The organism is Brevibacillus dissolubilis, assembly GCF_006170445.1.
Classification (GTDB): domain Bacteria; phylum Bacillota; class Bacilli; order Brevibacillales; family Brevibacillaceae; genus Brevibacillus_B; species Brevibacillus_B dissolubilis.
Window position 1 is genome coordinate 246,347 of record NZ_VCNA01000009.1, and the last position, 19,174, is coordinate 265,520.

Consider the following 19,174-nt stretch of genomic DNA (forward strand, 5'->3'; position numbering starts at 1 on the left):
AGACACAGAGCTATTGCTCCATGTCTCTCCACATATCTTCTGTTAACTGATTGGGCAGGCTGACGGTAAAACGGGAACCTTCTCCCTCTTTACTTTTGACAGAAATCTCGCCGTGCAGGTTCTCAACGAGATGCTTGACGATCGCCAGTCCCAATCCAGTCCCGCCTGAATCACGCGCCCGCGCCTTATCAACACGGTAAAAGCGCTCGAAGATCCGGCTGATATCCTTCTCCGGTATCCCAATGCCACTATCCCTCACTTCGATATGGACATGCTTGGGGTCTTGCCTGAGTTCTACCTGAATCATACCGCCATCTGGTGTATAAGCAATCGCATTCACCAGCAGATTCAAAAGGATCTGCTGCAGTGAGTCACGGTCCGACCAGATGACGATCTCTGCCTCTGTCGGCATGCTCAGTGTCTGCTGCTTGCGGTACAGCTGCTCCTGCACCAGTGTCACCGTCTCCTGCACCAGCTTGTACAGGTTCAGCTCAACCCGATGCAGGGGGATACGCTTATGCTCGATTTTGGACAGATCGAGGATATCAGTAATCAGGCGGAACAATCGTTCACTCTCATCATAAATAATCTCTAAAAAATTACGGCAGGTATCCTCATCCTGCATCGCACCATCCAACAGGGTCTCGGTAAAGCCCTTAATCGACGTGATCGGTGTCCGCAGCTCATGGGACACATTGGCGACGAAGTCACTGCGCATCTTTTCCAGACGACGGATTTCGGTGATATCGTGCAGCACGGTGACAACGCCTTTAACCTCACCCTTGAAGTTGATGTATGGGGCGAAGTTGACATCGAGAATCCGCTCTTCCGGGTAATAGATATGCACTTCATCCCGGAACTTCTCACCCGTGTCGATACAGGTGTCGATATATTTGCTCAGACCGAAGTTCTTCCCGGCCTCGATGTGGAGCTTGCCCACCAGCTCTTGGCGGGATGTACCCAACATCTTCTCCACCGCCGGATTGACCAGCATGATGCGCCTGTTTTCCGTTACCAGAATCACACCGCTCGACATGTTGGTCAATACGCCTGTCAGCCGCTGCTGGTTCTCCGAGATCTCATACATCTGCTGCTCCAGACTGGACGCCATGAAGTTGATCGCCCCGGCAAGCTGTCCGATCTCATCCTTGGACTTGATGCGGACACGGCTTTCATATTGGCGCTGCGTGATGTTGCGCGCGACCTTGATGATCTCTTCGATCGGTCTGGTGATGCCATAGGACAGGCGGGCGCTGACGATCGAGCCGATCACCACTGTGACGAACAGGCCGGTCATCAGGCTGTACCACATCTGATAGACTGTCTCCGAGATATTTTGCATCGACATCGCGGAACGTACCACACCGATGATCTCGCCATTCATCCGAACCGGAACCGCGACATACATCATATCAAAATTCAGCGTCTCACTAAATCGTTGGGACTCGTTGATCTGTCCGGCCAGTGCAGCCTGTATCTCAGGCCGCTCCCGATGGTTTTCCATCTCTTCGGGTGTATAGCTGGTATCGACCAAGACGTCCCCATTCTTATCCACAACCGTCACCCTGGCCTCCACCGATGCCGTGAACTGCTTGACCTTGGTATCGAGATTCGCCTTGTTGTAGAAAACATCAGGCTCATTGATGGCCTCTGTGATCAGCAATGCTTCTTTGCGCAACAGGTCGGACAGGGTATCAATGTAGGAACGTTCTAACACCTTGCCAAAAAATACACCCATCACGACCAGAACCAATGAGATCAGCCCTAAGATCGTGAGGGTTAATTTTAAACGAAACCGCGTCAAGGGCGACACCTCCTCCCCTTGTTGTTATCCTTCCAGCTTGTAACCGAGGCCGCGGACTGTTTTGATATAACGCGGATTTTTCGTATCGTCTTCCAGCTTCTCGCGCAAGTGGCTGATATGTACGTCGACAATCCGCGAATCGCCGATAAAATCATAATTCCAAACCGCATTGAGCAGCTGGTCCCGTGTCAACACGCGGCCTGTATGGCTTGCCAGATGATGAAGCAGCTCAAATTCTTTTGGCGTCAGCTCTACTTTATCTTCCCCACGGTAGACCTCGTACTTCTCCGGATAGAGTCGGACAGAACCGAATTGGAGCATCAGGTCGTCTTCTTTGGACTGTGCTTCCACGATCGTCTGTGTCCGGCGCAATATCGCTTTGACACGAGCCACTACCTCACGCGGACTGAATGGCTTGGTGATATAATCGTCAGCCCCCAGCTCCAGACCGATAATTTTGTCCAGCTCGTCGTCTTTGGCCGTCAAAATCAGGATCGGCGTGTTCACCTTTTCCTGGCGAAGCGTTTTACAGACGTCCAAGCCATCCATATAGGGAAGCATCAGATCAAGAATGATAAAGTCTGGCTTTTCCTCACGTGCTTTTTCAAGTGCTTGTTTCCCGTCAAAGGCAGTCACAACCTCATACCCCGACTTCTCCAAGTTGAATTGAAGCAGCTTTGAAATCGATACTTCATCGTCGACAACCAAAATCTTTGTCACGCGTGTTTTCCCCCTATTTCCCAAATAGAACTAAATCTTGTTGGATATGCTGCAATTGAGCTAACACCTCTTCTAACTGCCTGTCCCCTTCGGCAGCCAACTTCGGCTCCCGTTGGTCATAGGAGTCAAAAAGAAGCTGATAGGCTTTGTCTCTTTGTTGGAGCGATTGGATTACTCTCTCTCTGTATGGCTCAAGCTCAGCCGGGATATTGGCCAGGATGACATCGTGTGAGATCCGCTTGTTCATCTCTTGACCATCACTGATGATCGTCAATAGCTTAAGCGTCTTCACCTTTCCCGTCGCCTCCAGTTCCCGTACCTGCCCAAGCATTCCTCTCCCACTCTGTGCTTCCCCATTCAAATCCTTGACCAGCTGGACAAAAGACGAGCGGGCCTGCGACACTTCCTCCGGGCTGGCTTGTACACTGCAGCCGGTGATTAGCATCATGGCACAAATCATGAGGAATGGTAGGTTTTTTCGCATGAGAGTAGCGTTGATCCCCTTTCCAACTTGGATGGTATTGTAAATATTGTAAGCATTCTTTTGTAAAAATATAGCCTACTCAATCAGTCTGCCAGAAGTAGGGGGGAGTCGCAAGTAATTTTCTTGTAAAGTTTGGAGCACAAAAATATAAAAAAAAGACGGGCTGGGAACCGTCTTTCATCCTTTCTGTCCGCTTGCAGCCTTATTTCTTTTATTGCGTTTTCGCCCATTCCTCGAAATCCTCAGGGGTTTTCCAATCCATTGAAAACTCAACCTTCTTCCATTCATCCTTACCACCATAACGTTGGATAAAAGAATCAACTTTCTTTTTGAGTTCAAGTAATTCCTGATGCGTATACAGTGTCTCCCCCAATCGGACGGAGAGGTTAGGAAAATGAAGCACGTTATCGATGGCCCCAGTATAGAACATTTCCATCCAACCCGTGGTGGAATGACAGACAATGACGACGTTGTTTTTCGTCATCTCATCCTCACTGATTTTATTCAATCGAATCAGCTGATTCGGATATGCTTCTTCCGATTGATCTCCCTGTTTTTGTTTTTCGGTATGCATATACTTACTCGTAAAAGCTGCAATATCTGCTTTCACCTCACGAATCTGACGGACATTGGCTTTATCGATATACATCACATCTATTTCCTGGGTAAGTCCGTATTCTTCTGACGCGGACTCTTCCTGTTCGTTGCTGCTTGCTCCCAGACTCAATACGTTCTTCGCCTTTTCTTTCCGCTTTTGACTTGAAAATGACTGCATCTGCTCGGAATTCAAGCTTACCGAATGCTTCTTACCAGGGACGAAGATTTCGCCACCAATCGTCACGTCTTCGACTTCCTCGTGATATATGGCACTAGCCGCTACTTCTACTTCAGGCACGGCACCCTTGAAGCCTGTAATGGACATACTAGAGCACATTTTTTTCAGATGATCGTCGAGACCCTTGATATGCGGCCATGCCTTCTTCGTACGCTGCAAACGTTCGAGGTACCTCTCAGCCAATTCGACTTTTTCACATACCTTGATGAAATAGAGTGCTATTTCGAACGGCGTTCTTCCATCACATGCCGATATTTCTTGTAAGCAGTCAAATCTTTGCACGAATGCAGTTGCTTCATTTGAATGATCCTTGTCCCACCATTCTTCTTTTTTCTGTCGCTCCACTTCTGACTTTTTGAGACTCTCCAGCTCCTTTTCATCTTTTTCCAATTCAAGTTTTTTGTCTGGCTCCAAGGTTTCCCTGCTGCTGCTCAACACGCTGATTTTTTCTTCCAGACGTTTTGGTTTTTCTGCTTCGGTCTGGTGCTCGCGTTCTCTGGAGATCAATCCTCGTAAGATGCTTGCTTTCATCGAGATTCCTTTTAAGGCTGATATCGTCTGCTCATCCTGATCCGTCTGCATTAACTCACGGATTCGATCGAGCATGTTATGGAACGAAGTGATATCTTCTTCGTGATCGGGAATAAAAACACGTTTATATGGATTTCTTTTGCGTTCATCTGCTTTCTGTTTCAGCTTCTGTTCCAATTTGTCCATGACATCGTGATTCGATTCCAATATCTTTTGTCGAAGTTCAACCGGAATGTTTTCGTATGTGATTGCATTAACTTCAGAAGATGCTGGCTTTAATTCCAAGCGTCTTTTCGTTATGAGATTCATTTCACCTTCCAGTGCTTTTGATTTATCCAATTCGCTTTGAAATTTCCGTTTTTCTTTTTCTTCTAATTTCGTACTCCCGTTGTAAAAAGCATCTTCCAACGGTCTGTATAGGATTCCATCCTCATTCTTAAAGTAGAAGGGATATTCAGCATCTAATGAGATGTCCTCTAATTTTGTCCAAATGTTTTGTTTAGCTGGGGATAATGCCTTTTTCTTTTTATTAATTTTCTCTTTTAGCTTTTTGGTTACTACTTTGCTGTCGTCTTTACTTTTCCAGATAATTTTTTTAAACTCCAGGTTGGTTATCTCTTCTCCACTCTCCCATGATACTTGATTGGTTGGAGCATTCCAGATAATTCCGTTGGCTTTATCCATGAAGATCAGCTCTTCTTCATCACTCAATACCCACATGGCGGCTTCCAGTTCAGGAATTGCATCCGTACTGGTAGAAACATGGTTGGGTTGCGGCTCAGTTAACTGAGGTTGAGGCTGGGTTGAATCGGTCTGCGGGTTCGTTAACTGGGGTTGACTATTGCTTGACGAGGATTGAGACTTCTTATCTTCTTTTTCTTCCTCTACCTCTTTTTTCTCTTCGTTACCGTTCATCATCCTCTGGATCACGGGTACGGCTTGGCTCTGATGGAACAGAAGCTGTTGCACGGCTCGGTTGCCGATGGTTTTTTGCATTTGTAAAATAGTCGATTGCGCTGTGGATACAGGTTGTGTCACTTTGCTTGGTTCTGTTTTATCCTTAGCTGTTTGCTCTGTATTATCTGTTTTGGCCTTATACTCCCGCATCTGCCTCACCCCTTACGATCATCTTCCTAGTTCTATATATGCATGGTCAAAGTAAAGAAAAACAAAAAAGCACCCCAGAATGGGATGCTTTTTTTGTTGGATGCTTGATCCTATTAAGAGAAGCTAGGAACAGCTTTCATCACATTGCGTACGGATTCAGCAGACTTATCAAGTGCCGCTTTCTCTTCTGCAGTGAGTTCAAGCTCGTATACCTTCTCAATACCGCCAGCGCCGAGGAGAGTCGGTACACCGAGATAGAGATCGTTGTAGCCATACTCGCCTTGGAGAAGCGCGATGGATGGGAGGATACGTTTTTTGTCTTTGAGGATCGCTTCAGCCATCTGTACGAGAGAGGCTGCTGGAGCATAGTAAGCGGAACCGTTGCCGAGCAGTTGTACGATTTCGCCTCCGCCTTTGCGGGTACGCTCTACGATCGCATCAAGACGGTCTTTTGGGATCAGGGTTTCGAGTGGGATACCACCAGCGTAGGAGTAGCGTACGAGTGGCACCATGTCGTCACCGTGGCCACCGAGGACGAATCCAGTTACATCTTCTACCGATACGTTCAGTTCTTGTGCTACAAAAGTACGGAAACGTGCCGTGTCAAGCACACCGGATTGACCGATTACGCGCTCTTTCGGGAAGCCGGACACCGTGAAGAAGGTGTAGGTCATCGCATCTACCGGGTTGGAGAGTACGAGGACAGTAGAGTTAGGTGCATATTCTTTGACTTGGTTGGCTACAGACGCCATGATACCAGCGTTGGTAGCAACCAGATCATCACGGGACATACCAGGCTTACGGGCGATACCCGCGGTGATGATGACCATGTCTGCATCTTTGATGTCTGCATAGTCAGCAGTGCCTTTGATACGGGCATCGAAGCCAAGTACAGGAGAGGACTCTTCCATATCAAGTGCTTTACCCTTTGTAGGGTTTTCGAGTTGCGGGATGTCAACGAGTACGATGTCACCCAGTTCTTTTTGAGCCAGGATGAACGCAGTAGTTGCACCAGTGAAACCGGAACCGATAACAGCAATCTTTTTACGTTGGAATGTCATGTTCTACTCCTCCGTTTTCCCCCTTGGGGGCAAGGTAAATTACATGTTTTTGATCAGTTCGTTAGCAAACTCAGAAGCTTTGAGTTCAGTTGCACCTTCCATCAGACGAGCGAAATCGTATGTTACGGTTTTCTCGGAGATGGTTTTTTCCATGGAGTTGATGATCAGGTCAGCTGCTTCGTTCCAGCCGAGGTGACGGAGCATCATTTCGCCGGAGAGGATTACGGAAGATGGGTTTACTTTATCGAGACCAGCGTATTTCGGAGCAGTACCGTGGGTAGCTTCGAATACAGCGTGACCAGTTACGTAGTTGATGTTCGCACCTGGAGCGATACCGATACCGCCTACTTGTGCAGCGAGAGCGTCGGAGATGTAGTCACCGTTGAGGTTGAGGGTAGCTACTACATCGTACTCAGCTGGACGAGTGAGGATTTGTTGCAGGAACGCGTCAGCAATCACGTCTTTTACGATGATTTTGCCAGCTGCTTCTGCTTCTTTTTGTGCTTTGTCAGCGTCGCCGCCTTCAGCTTTGATGCGGTCGTATTGAGCCCAAGTGAATACTTTGTCGCCGAATTCTGCTTCAGCCAGTGCGTAACCGTAGTTTTTGAACGCACCTTCCGTGAACTTCATGATGTTACCTTTGTGTACGAGGGTAACGGATTTGCGGTTGTTTTCGATCGCGTAGTTGATCGCTGCACGAACGAGACGCTCAGTACCTTCTTTGGATACAGGCTTGATACCGATACCGGAAGTTTCTGGGAAGCGGATTTTGGTTACTTTCATTTCGTTTTGCAGGAACGCGATTACTTTTTTCACTTCTTCGGAGCCTTCTGCCCACTCAACACCAGCATAGATGTCTTCAGTGTTTTCACGGAAGATCACCATGTCAGTCAGCTCTGGGTGTTTTACAGGGGATGGTACGCCTTCGAAGTATTGAACTGGACGTACGCAAGCGTAGAGGTCAAGCTCTTGACGCAGAGCAACGTTGATGGAGCGGATCCCGCCACCTACTGGAGTGGTCAGAGGACCTTTGATCGCAGTAAGGTATTCGTTGATTGCTGTGAGGGTGTCTTGTGGGAGCCACTCACCGAATTTGTTGAACGCTTTTTCACCTGCATATACTTCGAACCAAGCGATTTTTTTCTCGCCGTTGTATGCTTTTTCTACTGCTGCATCGAGTACACGTACGGAAGCGTTCCAGATGTCTGGACCAGTACCGTCACCCTCGATGAATGGAATGATTGGGTTGTTAGGTACGATCATTTTGCCGTTGTCGACAGTGATTTTTTCGCCGTTAGTTGGTGCGGTAAGATTTTTAAACACGGGAATCCCTCCATGAATAGTTGGTGTTGTATATATGTGAATATGTAGTGCAAGCATGGGATAGAACTGCCGCAGCTAAGACATCGGCAGTTCAGTGTGACGGGTGATTAGCGCTGATCGATTGGTACGTAGTGTTGGTTGACAGGACCGGTGTAATCCGCACGTGGACGGATCAGGCGGTTGTTTTCGTATTGCTCCATGATGTGAGCAGTCCAACCAGACATACGGCTGATCGCGAAGATTGGAGTGAAGAGGTCTGTTTCGAGGCCGAGTGCCACATAAACAGATGCGGAGTAGAAGTCTACGTTAGGTTTCAGACCTTTTTCGCCTGTTACCATCTCTTCTGTTTTCACGGACATTTCGTACAGCTCAGGTCTGCCGATTTGAGCGGTGAGCTCTTTGGACATCGCACGGAGCCATTTTGCACGTGGGTCACCGTCTTTGTATACGCGGTGACCGAAGCCCATGATTTTTTCTTTGTTATCAAGCTTCTCACGGACGTAGGATTCTACGTTCGCAGTACCGCCGATTTCGCCAAGCATGTTGGCAACTGCTTCGTTAGCACCGCCGTGGAGAGGGCCTTTGAGCGTGCCGATTGCAGAAACCACGCCGGAATAAATATCGGTCAGGGTTGCTACAGATACACGAGCCGCGAAGGTAGAAGCGTTGAACTCGTGGTCAGCATGCAGGATCAGAGCAGTATCGAAAGCCTTTACAGCTGTTTCGGTAGGAACTTCACCGCTCAGCATGTAAAGGAAGTTTTGAGCGACGGTAAACTCAGGGTTTGGCTGTACAGGCTCCAGACCTTTGCGGATACGCGCAAATGAGGCCACGAGTGTTGGGGTTTGTGCCAACAGACGGATGGATTTGCGGTAGTTTGCTTCCTTGGACATATCTTGTGCCTCTGCGTCGTAGAGCGCTAACGAAGATACAGCTGTGCGAAGAGCGGCCATCGGGTGAACGCCTGCAGGATAAGAACGGATGCTGTCAATGACTTCTGGTGCGACAGCAGCATTGGCACCCAGTTCTTTTGTCAAAGCTTCCAGCTGATCGCGCTTCGGTAGCGCTCCATGCCAAAGCAGATAGACAACTTCTTCAAAGGTAGCGTTTTCAGCTAATTCATCAATATTAATGCCGCCATAACAAAGTACACCATCTACGATAGAGCAAATGGATGACTGGGCAGCAACGACTCCTTCTAATCCACGAGTAGCTGTCATTAGGGGACTCTCTCCTTTTTATTCAGGTTTAGGCAATTGAATGGTGTTGTTGAAGGGCCTCTACCTTCTTACTGCCAAATCCGCGTATCAACCAATCTGGAAGGCATAAGAGCAGCGCCTCTTTGTTCATCCTAAGGAAAGAGGGTATTGGCAATAAGCGGGAAGAATAAAACCACAATTCGACAACATTATAAAAGATTATTACGCTTTTGTGAATGAAAAAAGTATAAACAGTACCAGTTTCTTTACAAAAGGCTGCCAATCTTGCCTGAAGCGGTACACTTCCTGCATAATAATACCATATATTCGAAAGGGATGCTCCAAGAAAGGGGGAATTAAATCTGACGATTGACACTTGGAAAATCCGTTTGTTTCAGATCATCCGTTTTCTCTGGGTGATGGTGCTGGTAAGTGGTCTGTTTTACGGAATTTTGTTCGTAACACCACTAATTTACCCATTTCTGATCTCGTTAGTCATCGCGTTGATGATGAACCGCCCTGTTACCTATCTGACAGAGAAGACGCGTACACCCCGCTGGCTGTGGGTTACGGTCATGCTGTTGCTGGTGCTTACGGTCATGTTTGGCCTGTTGACCCTCGTTGTTACATCAGTAATCGTAGAGATCAGCCAATTGATCTCGATGATGCCGCATCTGGTGAATGATCTGACCACATCCCTGCATCGGTTAATCACACAGGATTTTATCACAGGGCTGTACAGTCGCTTCGAATTCTTCTACACCCAACTGGATGAGCAATACCAAGACACGATCAACACCAACGTGGAAAATGGACTCAAATCCATCTCCAAAGCGGGTCAGGAGCTTGTTCTAAGCATCTTGGGCGGGGTCAAAAGCTTCCTCGTCTCCCTGCCGAATCTGGCAACGGTGCTGGTCATCTCTTTATTGGGTGCCTTTTTCATCAGCAAAGACTTCTATCTCTGGGAGACACGCTTCCGCCGTATGCTGCCGTACGGGATCAACCGCCGTATGGATCAGATTCTGATTGATCTGCGCAATGCGCTGGTCGGCTTCGTACGAGCCCAGGTGACCCTGATCTCTATCACCGCAGCCATCGTCATCATCGGTCTGTTGATCCTCGATGTCGATTATGCCATCACGATCGGTCTGTTAACCGGATTTGTAGACCTGCTGCCGTATCTGGGCACAGGGACTGTGTTTGTGCCTTGGATTGTCTATGCCTTTTTCAAAGGGCAGTATGGGCTGACGATCGGTCTTGCGGTGCTGTACGGCGTCGTCGTCATCTTCCGTCAGATCATCGAGCCTAAGATCGTAGCAGAGAACGTCGGGCTCGACCCGCTCATGACACTGGTCGCCCTCTTCATCGGTCTGAACCTGTTCGGCTTCCTTGGTCTGATCATCGGCCCGGTCAGCCTGGTCATCATCAATGCGCTGGTCAAAGCCAACGTATTCTATGACATCTGGCTCTACATAAAAGGAACGAATGAGACCAAAGCATAGTCCGACCGGCTACCTGCGAAACATCGTAATAATCCGTCCAGAGCGGATCTGCTGCTGCAGCCATCGCTTCGCCAGCTCCCGCAGAATCGCTCTGGTAAACGGAATCAAAAAGATAAACCCAAACAGGTCCGAAAAAAATCCCGGCGTCAGCAAAAGAACTCCGCCCGTCAGTACGAATACTCCATCCAACAGCGCATCCGTCGGCATTTGCGCCTTGGAGAGTTGAAACTGCACGAGGCGGAGTATTTGTATGCCCTGCTGCTTCGCAAGCCAAGCCCCAATCACACCTGTCAGCACCACAAAAAGAATCGTGCTCGGCACCCCAATCCATTTGCCCATCGAAATCAGGCCCCACATCTCAATAATCGGAACAATGATAAAAATCATCATCAGGATTCGAAACATCACCCATCACATCCTGTCCTTATTTTGCATCTGTCAGAGACTCTTTATAGGCTTTGGTCTTGAGATACTCCTGCTTTAGCCAGCCGTAGATATCGGGTGATAGTTTGGACATGCGGGCCGGTTTCCATTCGGCATTCACCGCCACAAGCCTGGTCTGACCCGTCACCAGCAGCTCCCCATCCTCCACGCGGCAGATCTCATAGCCGAATGTCAGACGAAGCTCTGTCAAATCCTCCACCCATGTCCGCACCTCAATCAACTCGTCATAACGCGCCGGAGCTTTGAACGAGATCTGTGCATCTGTCACCGGCAAAAGAATCCCCGCGTCCTCCAACTGCTTGTAGGATAAACCTGCCTCCCGGATAAACTCGGTACGCCCCCACTCAAACCAATTCAGGTAGTTCGTATGATAGACCACTCCCATCTGATCAGTCTCACTGTAGCGGACACGGAGCCGAAACACGCGGTAATGCTGCTCTTCCATGTAGCTTCCTCCTCTTCTAACCACAAACTGGCAACGAAAATAAAAAAGTCCTAAAAATTAGGACGACAACGAAAAAGGTATGGTATGATCTTCCTTGTACAATAGCATCGGCTCCTCAAGGGTGATCGGTTCACTCCCTGATGAAAGGGGGTGTAGCCTATGACGGTATTTGAATCCATATCCTTAGCGATAGGATTTGGCACGATGGTAGCAACAATAATCATCGGCGTCATGACTGTAGTAGTCCAGTTACTGTCTAATCGTAAAGATAAGTAGGTCACCCTTGAGCCGCAATCTCTTTGTGGTGACCTACACCCTGTTTTTTTGACAGCTGAGCCGATTTTCCTTGAGGAAAAGAGCTATCGTATAAAGGCCGTAGATGTTCCAGCATCTGCGGTCTTTTTATTATATGTTCTAGTTACCATTATAGCACGAATCGGTTCACTTCACACCAAATCTTGCCAAGATTCGCCTATGCAGAAAAAGGCCTATCCCACTACAGCAGATAGACCCCTCTTCTGTTGTTATTTTTGATTTCCTACCCTTACAGAACCTTTGCAAGTCCTGTATAAATGTTACCGCGCTCGGTATCTACCGTAACGATCATACCGTCCTTGAGGATATCCGTTGCACGATGTACCCCTACGATAACTGGAATATTGAGATTAAGACCAACGATTGCGGCGTGAGAAGTCAGACCGCCTTCTTCGGTGATGACCGCACTCGCGCGTTGGAAGGCTTCGATCATGTCGGAGTCGGTGCCTACCGTGATGAGGATCGCACCGTCTTCCATTTTTTCGCGGGCTTCCTTGCCGTCGCGGGCCACGACTACTTTACCGGTTGCTACTTTGCGGCCAATTCCTTGACCTTTGGCGATGACATCACCGATGACGTGGATTTTCATCAGGTTGGTTGTACCTGTCTCACGAACCGGCACACCTGCTGTGATGATGACGAGGTCACCGTGACGGACCAGACCGGAATGAACCGCATCACGCACAGAGATTTCCAACATTTCGTCCGTTGTATTCGCCATTTCCCCAAGGATTGGGTATACACCATTCACGAGGGAAAGACGGCGCACTACGCTTGCGTGCGGGGTGACTGCGACAATCGGTGCTTTTGGACGGTATTTGGATACAAGTCGGGCGGTATGTCCGCTCTCGGTTGCAGTGATGATCGCTGCCGCATCCAGATCAAGCGCACAGTTGGCGACGGATTGGGAGATGGCATCGGTGATGGTCACTTGTTTGCGAAGTGCATGGTTCACCAGGATCTCACGATAGTTCAGGTCTCTTTCCGTACGCAGGGCGATTCGGTTCATCGTCTCAACAGACTCGAGCGGATATTTACCGGCAGCCGTCTCACCGGAGAGCATGATCGCATCTGTCCCGTCGATGATCGCGTTGGCTACGTCACTTGCTTCCGCACGGGTCGGACGTGGGTTACGCTGCATGGAGTCAAGCATTTGGGTTGCAGTGATGACCGGTTTGCCGAGGTCGTTACATTTTTTGATCAGTGATTTTTGTACGAGTGGCACTTCTTCAACCGGGATCTCTACGCCGAGGTCGCCACGGGCTACCATCAGACCGTCTGCCACGTTGAGGATTTCATCTACATTGTCTACGCCTTCTTGGTTTTCGATCTTGGCGATGATGTCGATAACAGTGTTGTTACGCTCCAGGATTTCACGGATTTCGAGGATGTCCGCTGCTTTCCGCACGAAGGAAGCCGCGATAAAATCAACCCCTTGCTCAATCCCGAATTCGATGTCCTTGGCGTCTTTTTCTGTGATCCCTGGGAGATTGATCTTCACGCCTGGGACGTTGACACCTTTTTTGCTTTTGAGCGTTCCGCCGTTTTTGATGCGGCAGATGATATCGGTGCCTTCGATTTGTTCGACGGAGAGGCCGATCAGACCGTCGTCGATCAGGATCACACTGCCCACTTCCACATCTTGCGGCAGTTGGTCATAGGTGATGGAGATACGCTCTTCGGTTCCGAGCATTTCTTGAGTAGTAAGTACGATCGTGTTGCCTTCCACCAGCTCAATCGGCTCTTGGGCCAAAACGCCGGTGCGGATCTCAGGGCCTTTGGTATCAAGCAGGATCGCTACCTGTACACCCGTATCGCGGCTAGCTTGACGGATGTTGACGATGCGCGCTGCATGTTCTTCGTGGGAACCATGGGAGAAGTTAAGCCGGGCTACATTCATCCCTGCCTGAATCAATTTTTTCAGGGTCTCAACAGATTCACTTGCTGGACCAATCGTACATACAATTTTCGCCTTACGTAACAAAGTGGATTCCTCCCTCAAAATAACTGCGACTAGATCTGGATCTGCCTGTTAGATAGACAGTGTGCGTGCCAGTTGATACACAGAAAGGTCAAGCTGGTGTTTCTGAGCAAGCGCTTCGTCAAAATCAACGTCCACGATTTTATTGTTCTGAATGCCTACCATCCGGTCTGTTTTGCCTTCGATCAAAAGATCTACCGCTGCGGCTCCCATCCGGCTTGCCAGCATCCGGTCAAATGCGGTTGGAGAACCTCCGCGCTGCACATGACCAAGTACGGTTACCCGTGTCTCCCAGCCTGTGCGTTCTTTGATGACCTCCGCATACTTAGATGCGCTGCCCACACCTTCGGCCACGATGATAATGGAGTGCTTCTTGCCGCGGCGTTGACCTGCATGCAGACGGTCGACGATGTCATCCATCTCTTGGTCAGCCTCAGGGATGATGATCGACTCAGCACCTGCTGCAAGACCCGCATACAGAGCGAGATCCCCCGCATCGCGTCCCATTACCTCGATGATGTATGTACGCTCATGTGAAGTGGCTGTGTCACGGATTTTGTCAATGGATTCGACGATGGTGTTGAGCGCAGTGTCAAACCCGATGGTGTAATCTGTGCACGGAATATCGTTATCAATGGTGCCTGGAACACCGATTGTTTTGAAGCCTTTTTCGGACAATTTCTGTGCTCCGCGGAAGGAACCGTCGCCACCGACGACGATCAGACCGTCGATGCCATACTTTTGCAATTGAGCAATCGCTTTTTGCTGGCCCTCCTCTGTGCGGAACTCCTCGCTTCGGGCCGTATACAGAACGGTTCCTCCACGGTGGATGATGTCACCTACAGAACCCAGCGTCATTTCTTTGATATCCCCGTTAATCAGTCCGGTATATCCATGATAAACGCCAAAAATCTCCAAACCAGAGTAAACGGCACGACGAACGGCCGCACGTACTGCTGCATTCATGCCAGGAGCATCGCCACCACTGGTCAAAACTGCAATTCTTTTCATTGTCGTCACCTCTTCATCTTCTCCTTCCATTAGCATGGCTCAGTGCCTCTTTTTCTATTGGTTGAGGAAAAAGTATGTACCAAAACAGCGGTTAAGGACAGCCTGTTATAGTCTATTCAACCAATCTGTTATACATATCATCAGTAATGTGACATACTAATTGTGGATTAGCCCCTACAGCTTCCCCAAATCGTTGTCTGCCTTGATTCTACCAGATATCCAGTGACGAAAAAAGCACAAAAAAATATACTTCCCCGCTTAGAGGGAAGCATATTTACCGATCTGCTTGAACTTATCATATCGATCCTGTATTAATTCTTCCCGGGACATTTCATCTAACTGTATCAGTCCATCGAGAAGGAACTGTTTTACGGAAGAAGCCATCTCTGCCACGTCTCTATGGGCACCGCCAAATGGTTCATGAATAATTCCATCAATAATTCCCATTTCGTACAAATCAGGTGCGGTGATCTTCATTGACTCGGCTGCACGGATCGCCAGACCTGCATCTTTCCACAACAGAGCGGCTGCCCCCTCAGGGGAAATAACCGAGTACGTGGAGTTTTCAAGCATATAGACACGGTTACCTACGCCGATGGCTAGTGCACCGCCGCTACCGCCTTCACCGATGACCACACAGATAATCGGTACACCGAAGCCTGCCATTTCACGCAGGTTGCGGGCGATGGCTTCACTTTGGCCGCGTTCCTCTGCCGCTTTACCCGGATAAGCCCCCGCTGTATTGATAAAGGTGATGATCGGACGACCGAATTTATCAGCCTGCTCCATCAAGCGAAGCGCTTTGCGGTAGCCTTCCGGATGAGCACTCCCAAAGTTGCGTCTGATGTTTTCTTTTGTGTCTTTTCCTTTTTGGTGCCCAATAACGGTGACAGGACGTCCGTTGAGCTTGGCGATCCCAGCCACAATTGCCTGGTCATCTCCGTAGAAACGGTCACCATGGGATTCGATGAAGTCCGTGAAGATGTGCTTGATAAAATCCAGCGTGGTCGGACGCTCAGGATGACGGGCGATCTGCACGCGTTGCCATGGCGTCAGGTTGCCATAGATCTGCACTGCGAGATTTTTCGCTTTGTCTTCTAAGCGGCTTACTTCATCGGAGAAATCAATACCTTTTTCTTCGGTGAACTTGCGCAACTCTTTAATTTTGTCTTGTAATTCCACCAACGGTTTTTCGAAAGAAAGCTCTACCGCCATACCTTAACACCCTCCTGAACCGTGTGCATCTCCACCAACTTGTAGAGAGTGTCACGCATATCTTTGCGGTGCACAACCATATCGAGTTGACCATGTTTGAGCAAAAACTCTGCGGTTTGGAAATCCTTCGGCAGCTCTTGTCGGATGGTTTGTTCGATGATGCGGCGGCCGGCAAAACCGATCAAAGCACCCGGTTCTGCGATGTTGTAGTCACCCAGGGAGGCAAAGCTTGCTGATACCCCACCTGTAGTCGGGTTGGTCAGGACTGAGATAAACAACAGACGCTCACGGCCAAGCTGAGCCAGTGCTGCACTCGTTTTCGCCATCTGCATCAAGCTGAGTACGCCTTCCTGCATACGCGCACCACCGGAAGCGGAGAACAGGATGAACGGCACTTTGCGTTCGATCGCCTGCTCAATTGCACGCGTGATTTTTTCACCAACAACCGAACCCATACTCCCCATACGGAAACGCGCATCCATCACGCCAAGCACCACTCCGATATCGTTCATCGTACCATAACCGGTGATGACGGCTTCGTTGATGTTGGTCGCTTTGCGGTCCTTTTCGACTTTATCCAGGTAGCCTGGGAAGCCGAGCGGGTTGTCTGAGATCAGATTCGTATCGAATTCTTCTATAAAAGCACCATTGTCGAGCAAAGATTGTACACGTTCAATGGATGACATCGTAAAGTGATGGTTACAACCCTTACAGACGCGGAGATTTTTCTCCAAATCCTTGTGGTAATGGATCGTGCCGCAATGGGAGCATTTATTCATGAGGCCTTCTGGCACTTCTTTTTCCACAATCGGTGCTTTTGCCGGTTGGCTAAGTGATTCACTAGGGACAGTTGCAAACTTACGTTTCTTACCGAAAAGATCTTTAAGCACAGGAACACCTCACAGTTTGGTTCAGTGAAGGATTGTGCTGAGTACCTCTTGGACTTCGTGAAGCTCACTTTCTGGCACTAAGATTTCGTACTGCTTAGACACCTTCGCCTCACGGACCTTGCACAAGAATCCTTCATCTGTTAAGCGGTGCTGAATTCGCTCGGCAATTTTGGCGCTAGGAGCTATGTAGATGACAGTCCACATGATGGTCTCCTCCTTATAACTACGATTATCATATGATCTGCATCATCATATCACAGCGTTCAATGCCGTCGCAAATCCTACAACATGCTATTGTCAAGATGGTTTTTCATACACTCCACTGCTTTTTCTTCGTCGCCGGCCCGGATCGCCTCCATGATCTCGCGATGCTCTTCTAGAGCTACTCCTGCTCGGCCTTCCCTCGACAAGGAGCCTGTTCGTATGTTGCCACTGTACTCGATGACTGGCGCCCAGATTCGGTGCAATACGGAGTTTCGGCTCGAACGGCAGATGACACGATGGAACAGATAATCTTCTTCGATTGGGATTTCGCCTCTTTCCAGACGCTCCCAGGCGTTTTCCAATATGAATTCCATCTCGTCAAAATGCTTTTGCGTGGCTCTTTTGCAAGCCAGCCGAACGGCGTCTAACTCCAGCATCTTCCGCATCTCAACGAGGTCCTTCTTCGTTTTGTAATCACGTAAGATGTAGGTTCCTAAGATGTCAATCAACCGATTGTGACGATAGTGCTTGAGAAAAGTCCCCTCACCGCGTCTCGTCTCAATCAGCCCCAGGAGCTCCAGAGCGCGTAATGCCTCCCGAACCGATGAACGTCCAGCTCCGAGCAGGTCGGACAATTCACGCTCAGACGGGATTTTGTCTCCCGGCCGCAGGTTTTGGTCTCTGATAATCTCATGGAGTTGTAACAGAATCCCTTCATAAACTTTGCGATTCTGCGAAGAGTCGAGCATACTCCCTCTCCTTCCGCAAGAAGAATGACGGAGAAGACAGCAAAGAGACTGTCTTCTCAATCATATCGTGCTGTGTCGTAGGCTTAGACTTGTTGCAGGGAAATAGCGGCCAGTCGTGCTGTTTTGGCTGCTACATCTTCTGGATTAACCGTTTTGCGCGCAACACCACTGTCCATCGCCGCTTTGGCTACAGCCGCAGCAACGCGTGGGGCTACTCGTGGATCAAATGGAGCAGGGATGACTTTTTCTGGAGAGAGCTCTTCTGCCGTAATCAGATCAGCAATGGCGTATACGGCTGCAATCTTCATCTCTTCGTTGATGTCAGTTGCATAGGTATCAAGCGCACCGCGGAAAATCCCTGGGAAAGCAAGTACGTTGTTCACCTGGTTCGGGAAGTCAGAACGACCTGTACCGACGACAGCGGCCCCTGCCTGTTTTGCCTCATCCGGCATAATCTCTGGGATCGGGTTGGCCATCGCAAAAATGATTGGGTCACGGTTCATGGACTTCACCATCTCAGGTGTAACGGCACCTGCTACAGAAACACCGATAAACACGTCAGCACCCACAAAAGCATCCTCCAGTGAGCCAGTCAACTTCTCGTGGTTGGTGAGGCGAGCCATCTCTTCTTTGATCGGGTTCATACCGAACGGGCGGCCTTCATAGACGATCCCTTTTGTATCGCACATGATGACGTTTTTCACGCCCATGGAAGCGAGCAAACGGATGATCGCAATGCCTGCCGCACCAGCTCCGCTGGTTACTACCTTGATATCTTCTAACTTTTTGTTCACCACTTTGAGCGCATTGATCAAGCCGGCTGCTGTAACGATCGCGGTCCCGTGCTGGTCATCGTGGAAAACAGGGATGTTGGTTTCTTTTTTCAGGCGTTGTTCGATTTCGAAGCAAGCCGGAGATGCAATATCCTCAAGGTTGACACCGCCGAAGGTTGGTTCGAGCAGTTTCACCGTCTCAATGATTTTCTCAACGTCTGTCGTATTCAGGCAGATCGGGAACGCGTCCACACCTGCAAATGACTTGAACAGTACCGCTTTGCCTTCCATAACAGGCATCGCTGCTTCTGGACCGATGTTGCCAAGTCCAAGAACCGCTGTACCGTCAGATACGACTGCTACCAAGTTGCCTTTCATGGTGTATTCGTACACTTTGGTTGGATCGTCAAAAATCTCCTTACAAGGTTCGGCCACACCCGGCGAGTACGCGAGACTGAGGTCGTACGCGTTACGGACGGGAACCTTCGTTACCGCCTCAAGTTTACCTTGATGCTTTCTGTGAAGCTCAAGCGCTTCGTCTCTTAGATTGGACACCTCTACCACTCCGTTCTCACCATCTG

18 protein-coding genes are annotated in these 19,174 nt (G+C 49.1%); 2 read left to right on the forward strand and 16 right to left on the reverse strand.

Annotation, left to right across the window (positions count from 1 at the left end; genetic code table 11):
• Positions 1-10: 10 nt before the first annotated feature.
• The 7 genes from pnpS to citZ all read right to left on the reverse strand — a co-directional run bounded on the left by pnpS (position 11) and on the right by citZ (position 9,085).
• A complete protein-coding gene (pnpS, locus tag FGI41_RS17840) occupies positions 11-1,804 on the reverse strand; it encodes a two-component system histidine kinase PnpS (RefSeq protein WP_139491698.1) in 1,794 nt (597 codons plus the stop codon).
• 24 nt (positions 1,805-1,828) lie between these two features.
• A complete protein-coding gene (locus tag FGI41_RS17845) occupies positions 1,829-2,524 on the reverse strand; it encodes a response regulator transcription factor (RefSeq protein ID WP_139491699.1) in 696 nt (231 codons plus the stop codon).
• Between the two features lie 13 nt (positions 2,525-2,537).
• Positions 2,538-3,008, reverse strand: coding sequence for a transketolase (locus tag FGI41_RS17850; RefSeq protein WP_139491700.1), 471 nt, complete (start codon positions 3,006-3,008; stop codon positions 2,538-2,540).
• Between the two features lie 211 nt (positions 3,009-3,219).
• Positions 3,220-5,481, reverse strand: a complete 2,262-nt coding sequence (locus FGI41_RS17855) for a hypothetical protein (protein WP_139491701.1) — start codon at positions 5,479-5,481, stop codon at positions 3,220-3,222.
• Between the two features lie 113 nt (positions 5,482-5,594).
• Entirely contained in the window at positions 5,595-6,542 is a 948-nt protein-coding gene (gene mdh, locus FGI41_RS17860; protein WP_139491702.1) for a malate dehydrogenase, read from the reverse strand.
• A 39-nt stretch (positions 6,543-6,581) separates the two neighbouring features.
• Positions 6,582-7,865 carry an NADP-dependent isocitrate dehydrogenase gene (gene icd / locus FGI41_RS17865; protein WP_139491703.1) on the reverse strand — a complete coding sequence of 428 codons (1,284 nt, stop codon included), beginning with the start codon at positions 7,863-7,865 and terminating at the stop codon, positions 6,582-6,584.
• 107 nt (positions 7,866-7,972) lie between these two features.
• Positions 7,973-9,085, reverse strand: a complete 1,113-nt coding sequence (gene citZ, locus FGI41_RS17870) for a citrate synthase (protein WP_139491704.1) — start codon at positions 9,083-9,085, stop codon at positions 7,973-7,975.
• A gap of 398 nt (positions 9,086-9,483) precedes the next feature.
• On the opposite strand from citZ, the gene ytvI reads away from it, so the two are divergent.
• Positions 9,484-10,566, forward strand: coding sequence for a sporulation integral membrane protein YtvI (ytvI, locus tag FGI41_RS17875; protein ID WP_139491750.1), 1,083 nt, complete (start codon positions 9,484-9,486; stop codon positions 10,564-10,566).
• A gap of 9 nt (positions 10,567-10,575) precedes the next feature.
• On the opposite strand, the gene FGI41_RS17880 is transcribed toward ytvI, so the two are convergent.
• Complete coding sequence (locus FGI41_RS17880; protein ID WP_139491705.1) at positions 10,576-10,971, reverse strand: FxsA family protein; 396 nt, start codon at positions 10,969-10,971, stop codon at positions 10,576-10,578.
• A gap of 19 nt (positions 10,972-10,990) precedes the next feature.
• Positions 10,991-11,455 carry an acyl-CoA thioesterase gene (locus tag FGI41_RS17885; protein WP_139491706.1) on the reverse strand — a complete coding sequence of 155 codons (465 nt, stop codon included), beginning with the start codon at positions 11,453-11,455 and terminating at the stop codon, positions 10,991-10,993.
• A gap of 159 nt (positions 11,456-11,614) precedes the next feature.
• On the opposite strand from FGI41_RS17885, the gene FGI41_RS25715 reads away from it, so the two are divergent.
• Positions 11,615-11,731, forward strand: a complete 117-nt coding sequence (locus tag FGI41_RS25715) for a putative holin-like toxin (protein ID WP_368656744.1) — start codon at positions 11,615-11,617, stop codon at positions 11,729-11,731.
• Positions 11,732-11,999: 268 nt separating this feature from the next.
• Here FGI41_RS25715 and pyk read toward each other — a convergent pair whose 3' ends face one another.
• The 7 genes from pyk to ystJ form a co-directional block, all read right to left on the reverse strand.
• Complete coding sequence (gene pyk / locus FGI41_RS17890) at positions 12,000-13,754, reverse strand: pyruvate kinase (RefSeq protein WP_139491707.1); 1,755 nt, start codon at positions 13,752-13,754, stop codon at positions 12,000-12,002.
• A 48-nt stretch (positions 13,755-13,802) separates the two neighbouring features.
• Positions 13,803-14,762: a 6-phosphofructokinase gene (gene pfkA, locus FGI41_RS17895; RefSeq protein ID WP_139491751.1), complete on the reverse strand. Its 960-nt coding sequence runs from the start codon at positions 14,760-14,762 to the stop codon at positions 13,803-13,805.
• A 258-nt stretch (positions 14,763-15,020) separates the two neighbouring features.
• Positions 15,021-15,977, reverse strand: coding sequence for an acetyl-CoA carboxylase carboxyl transferase subunit alpha (accA, locus tag FGI41_RS17900; protein ID WP_139491708.1), 957 nt, complete (start codon positions 15,975-15,977; stop codon positions 15,021-15,023).
• Positions 15,968-16,867: an acetyl-CoA carboxylase, carboxyltransferase subunit beta gene (gene accD, locus FGI41_RS17905; protein ID WP_139491709.1), complete on the reverse strand. Its 900-nt coding sequence runs from the start codon at positions 16,865-16,867 to the stop codon at positions 15,968-15,970. Before accD ends, accA begins: the two co-directional genes overlap by 10 nt.
• Positions 16,868-16,888: 21 nt before the next feature.
• Positions 16,889-17,071, reverse strand: coding sequence for a glutamate decarboxylase (locus FGI41_RS17910; RefSeq protein ID WP_139491710.1), 183 nt, complete (start codon positions 17,069-17,071; stop codon positions 16,889-16,891).
• 77 nt (positions 17,072-17,148) lie between these two features.
• A complete protein-coding gene (locus tag FGI41_RS17915) occupies positions 17,149-17,820 on the reverse strand; it encodes a FadR/GntR family transcriptional regulator (protein ID WP_139491711.1) in 672 nt (223 codons plus the stop codon).
• A gap of 83 nt (positions 17,821-17,903) precedes the next feature.
• On the reverse strand, positions 17,904-19,148 hold the full coding sequence (ystJ, locus tag FGI41_RS17920; protein ID WP_139491712.1) for an NADP-dependent malic enzyme: 1,245 nt from the start codon (positions 19,146-19,148) through the stop codon (positions 17,904-17,906).
• Positions 19,149-19,174 lie beyond the last annotated feature (26 nt).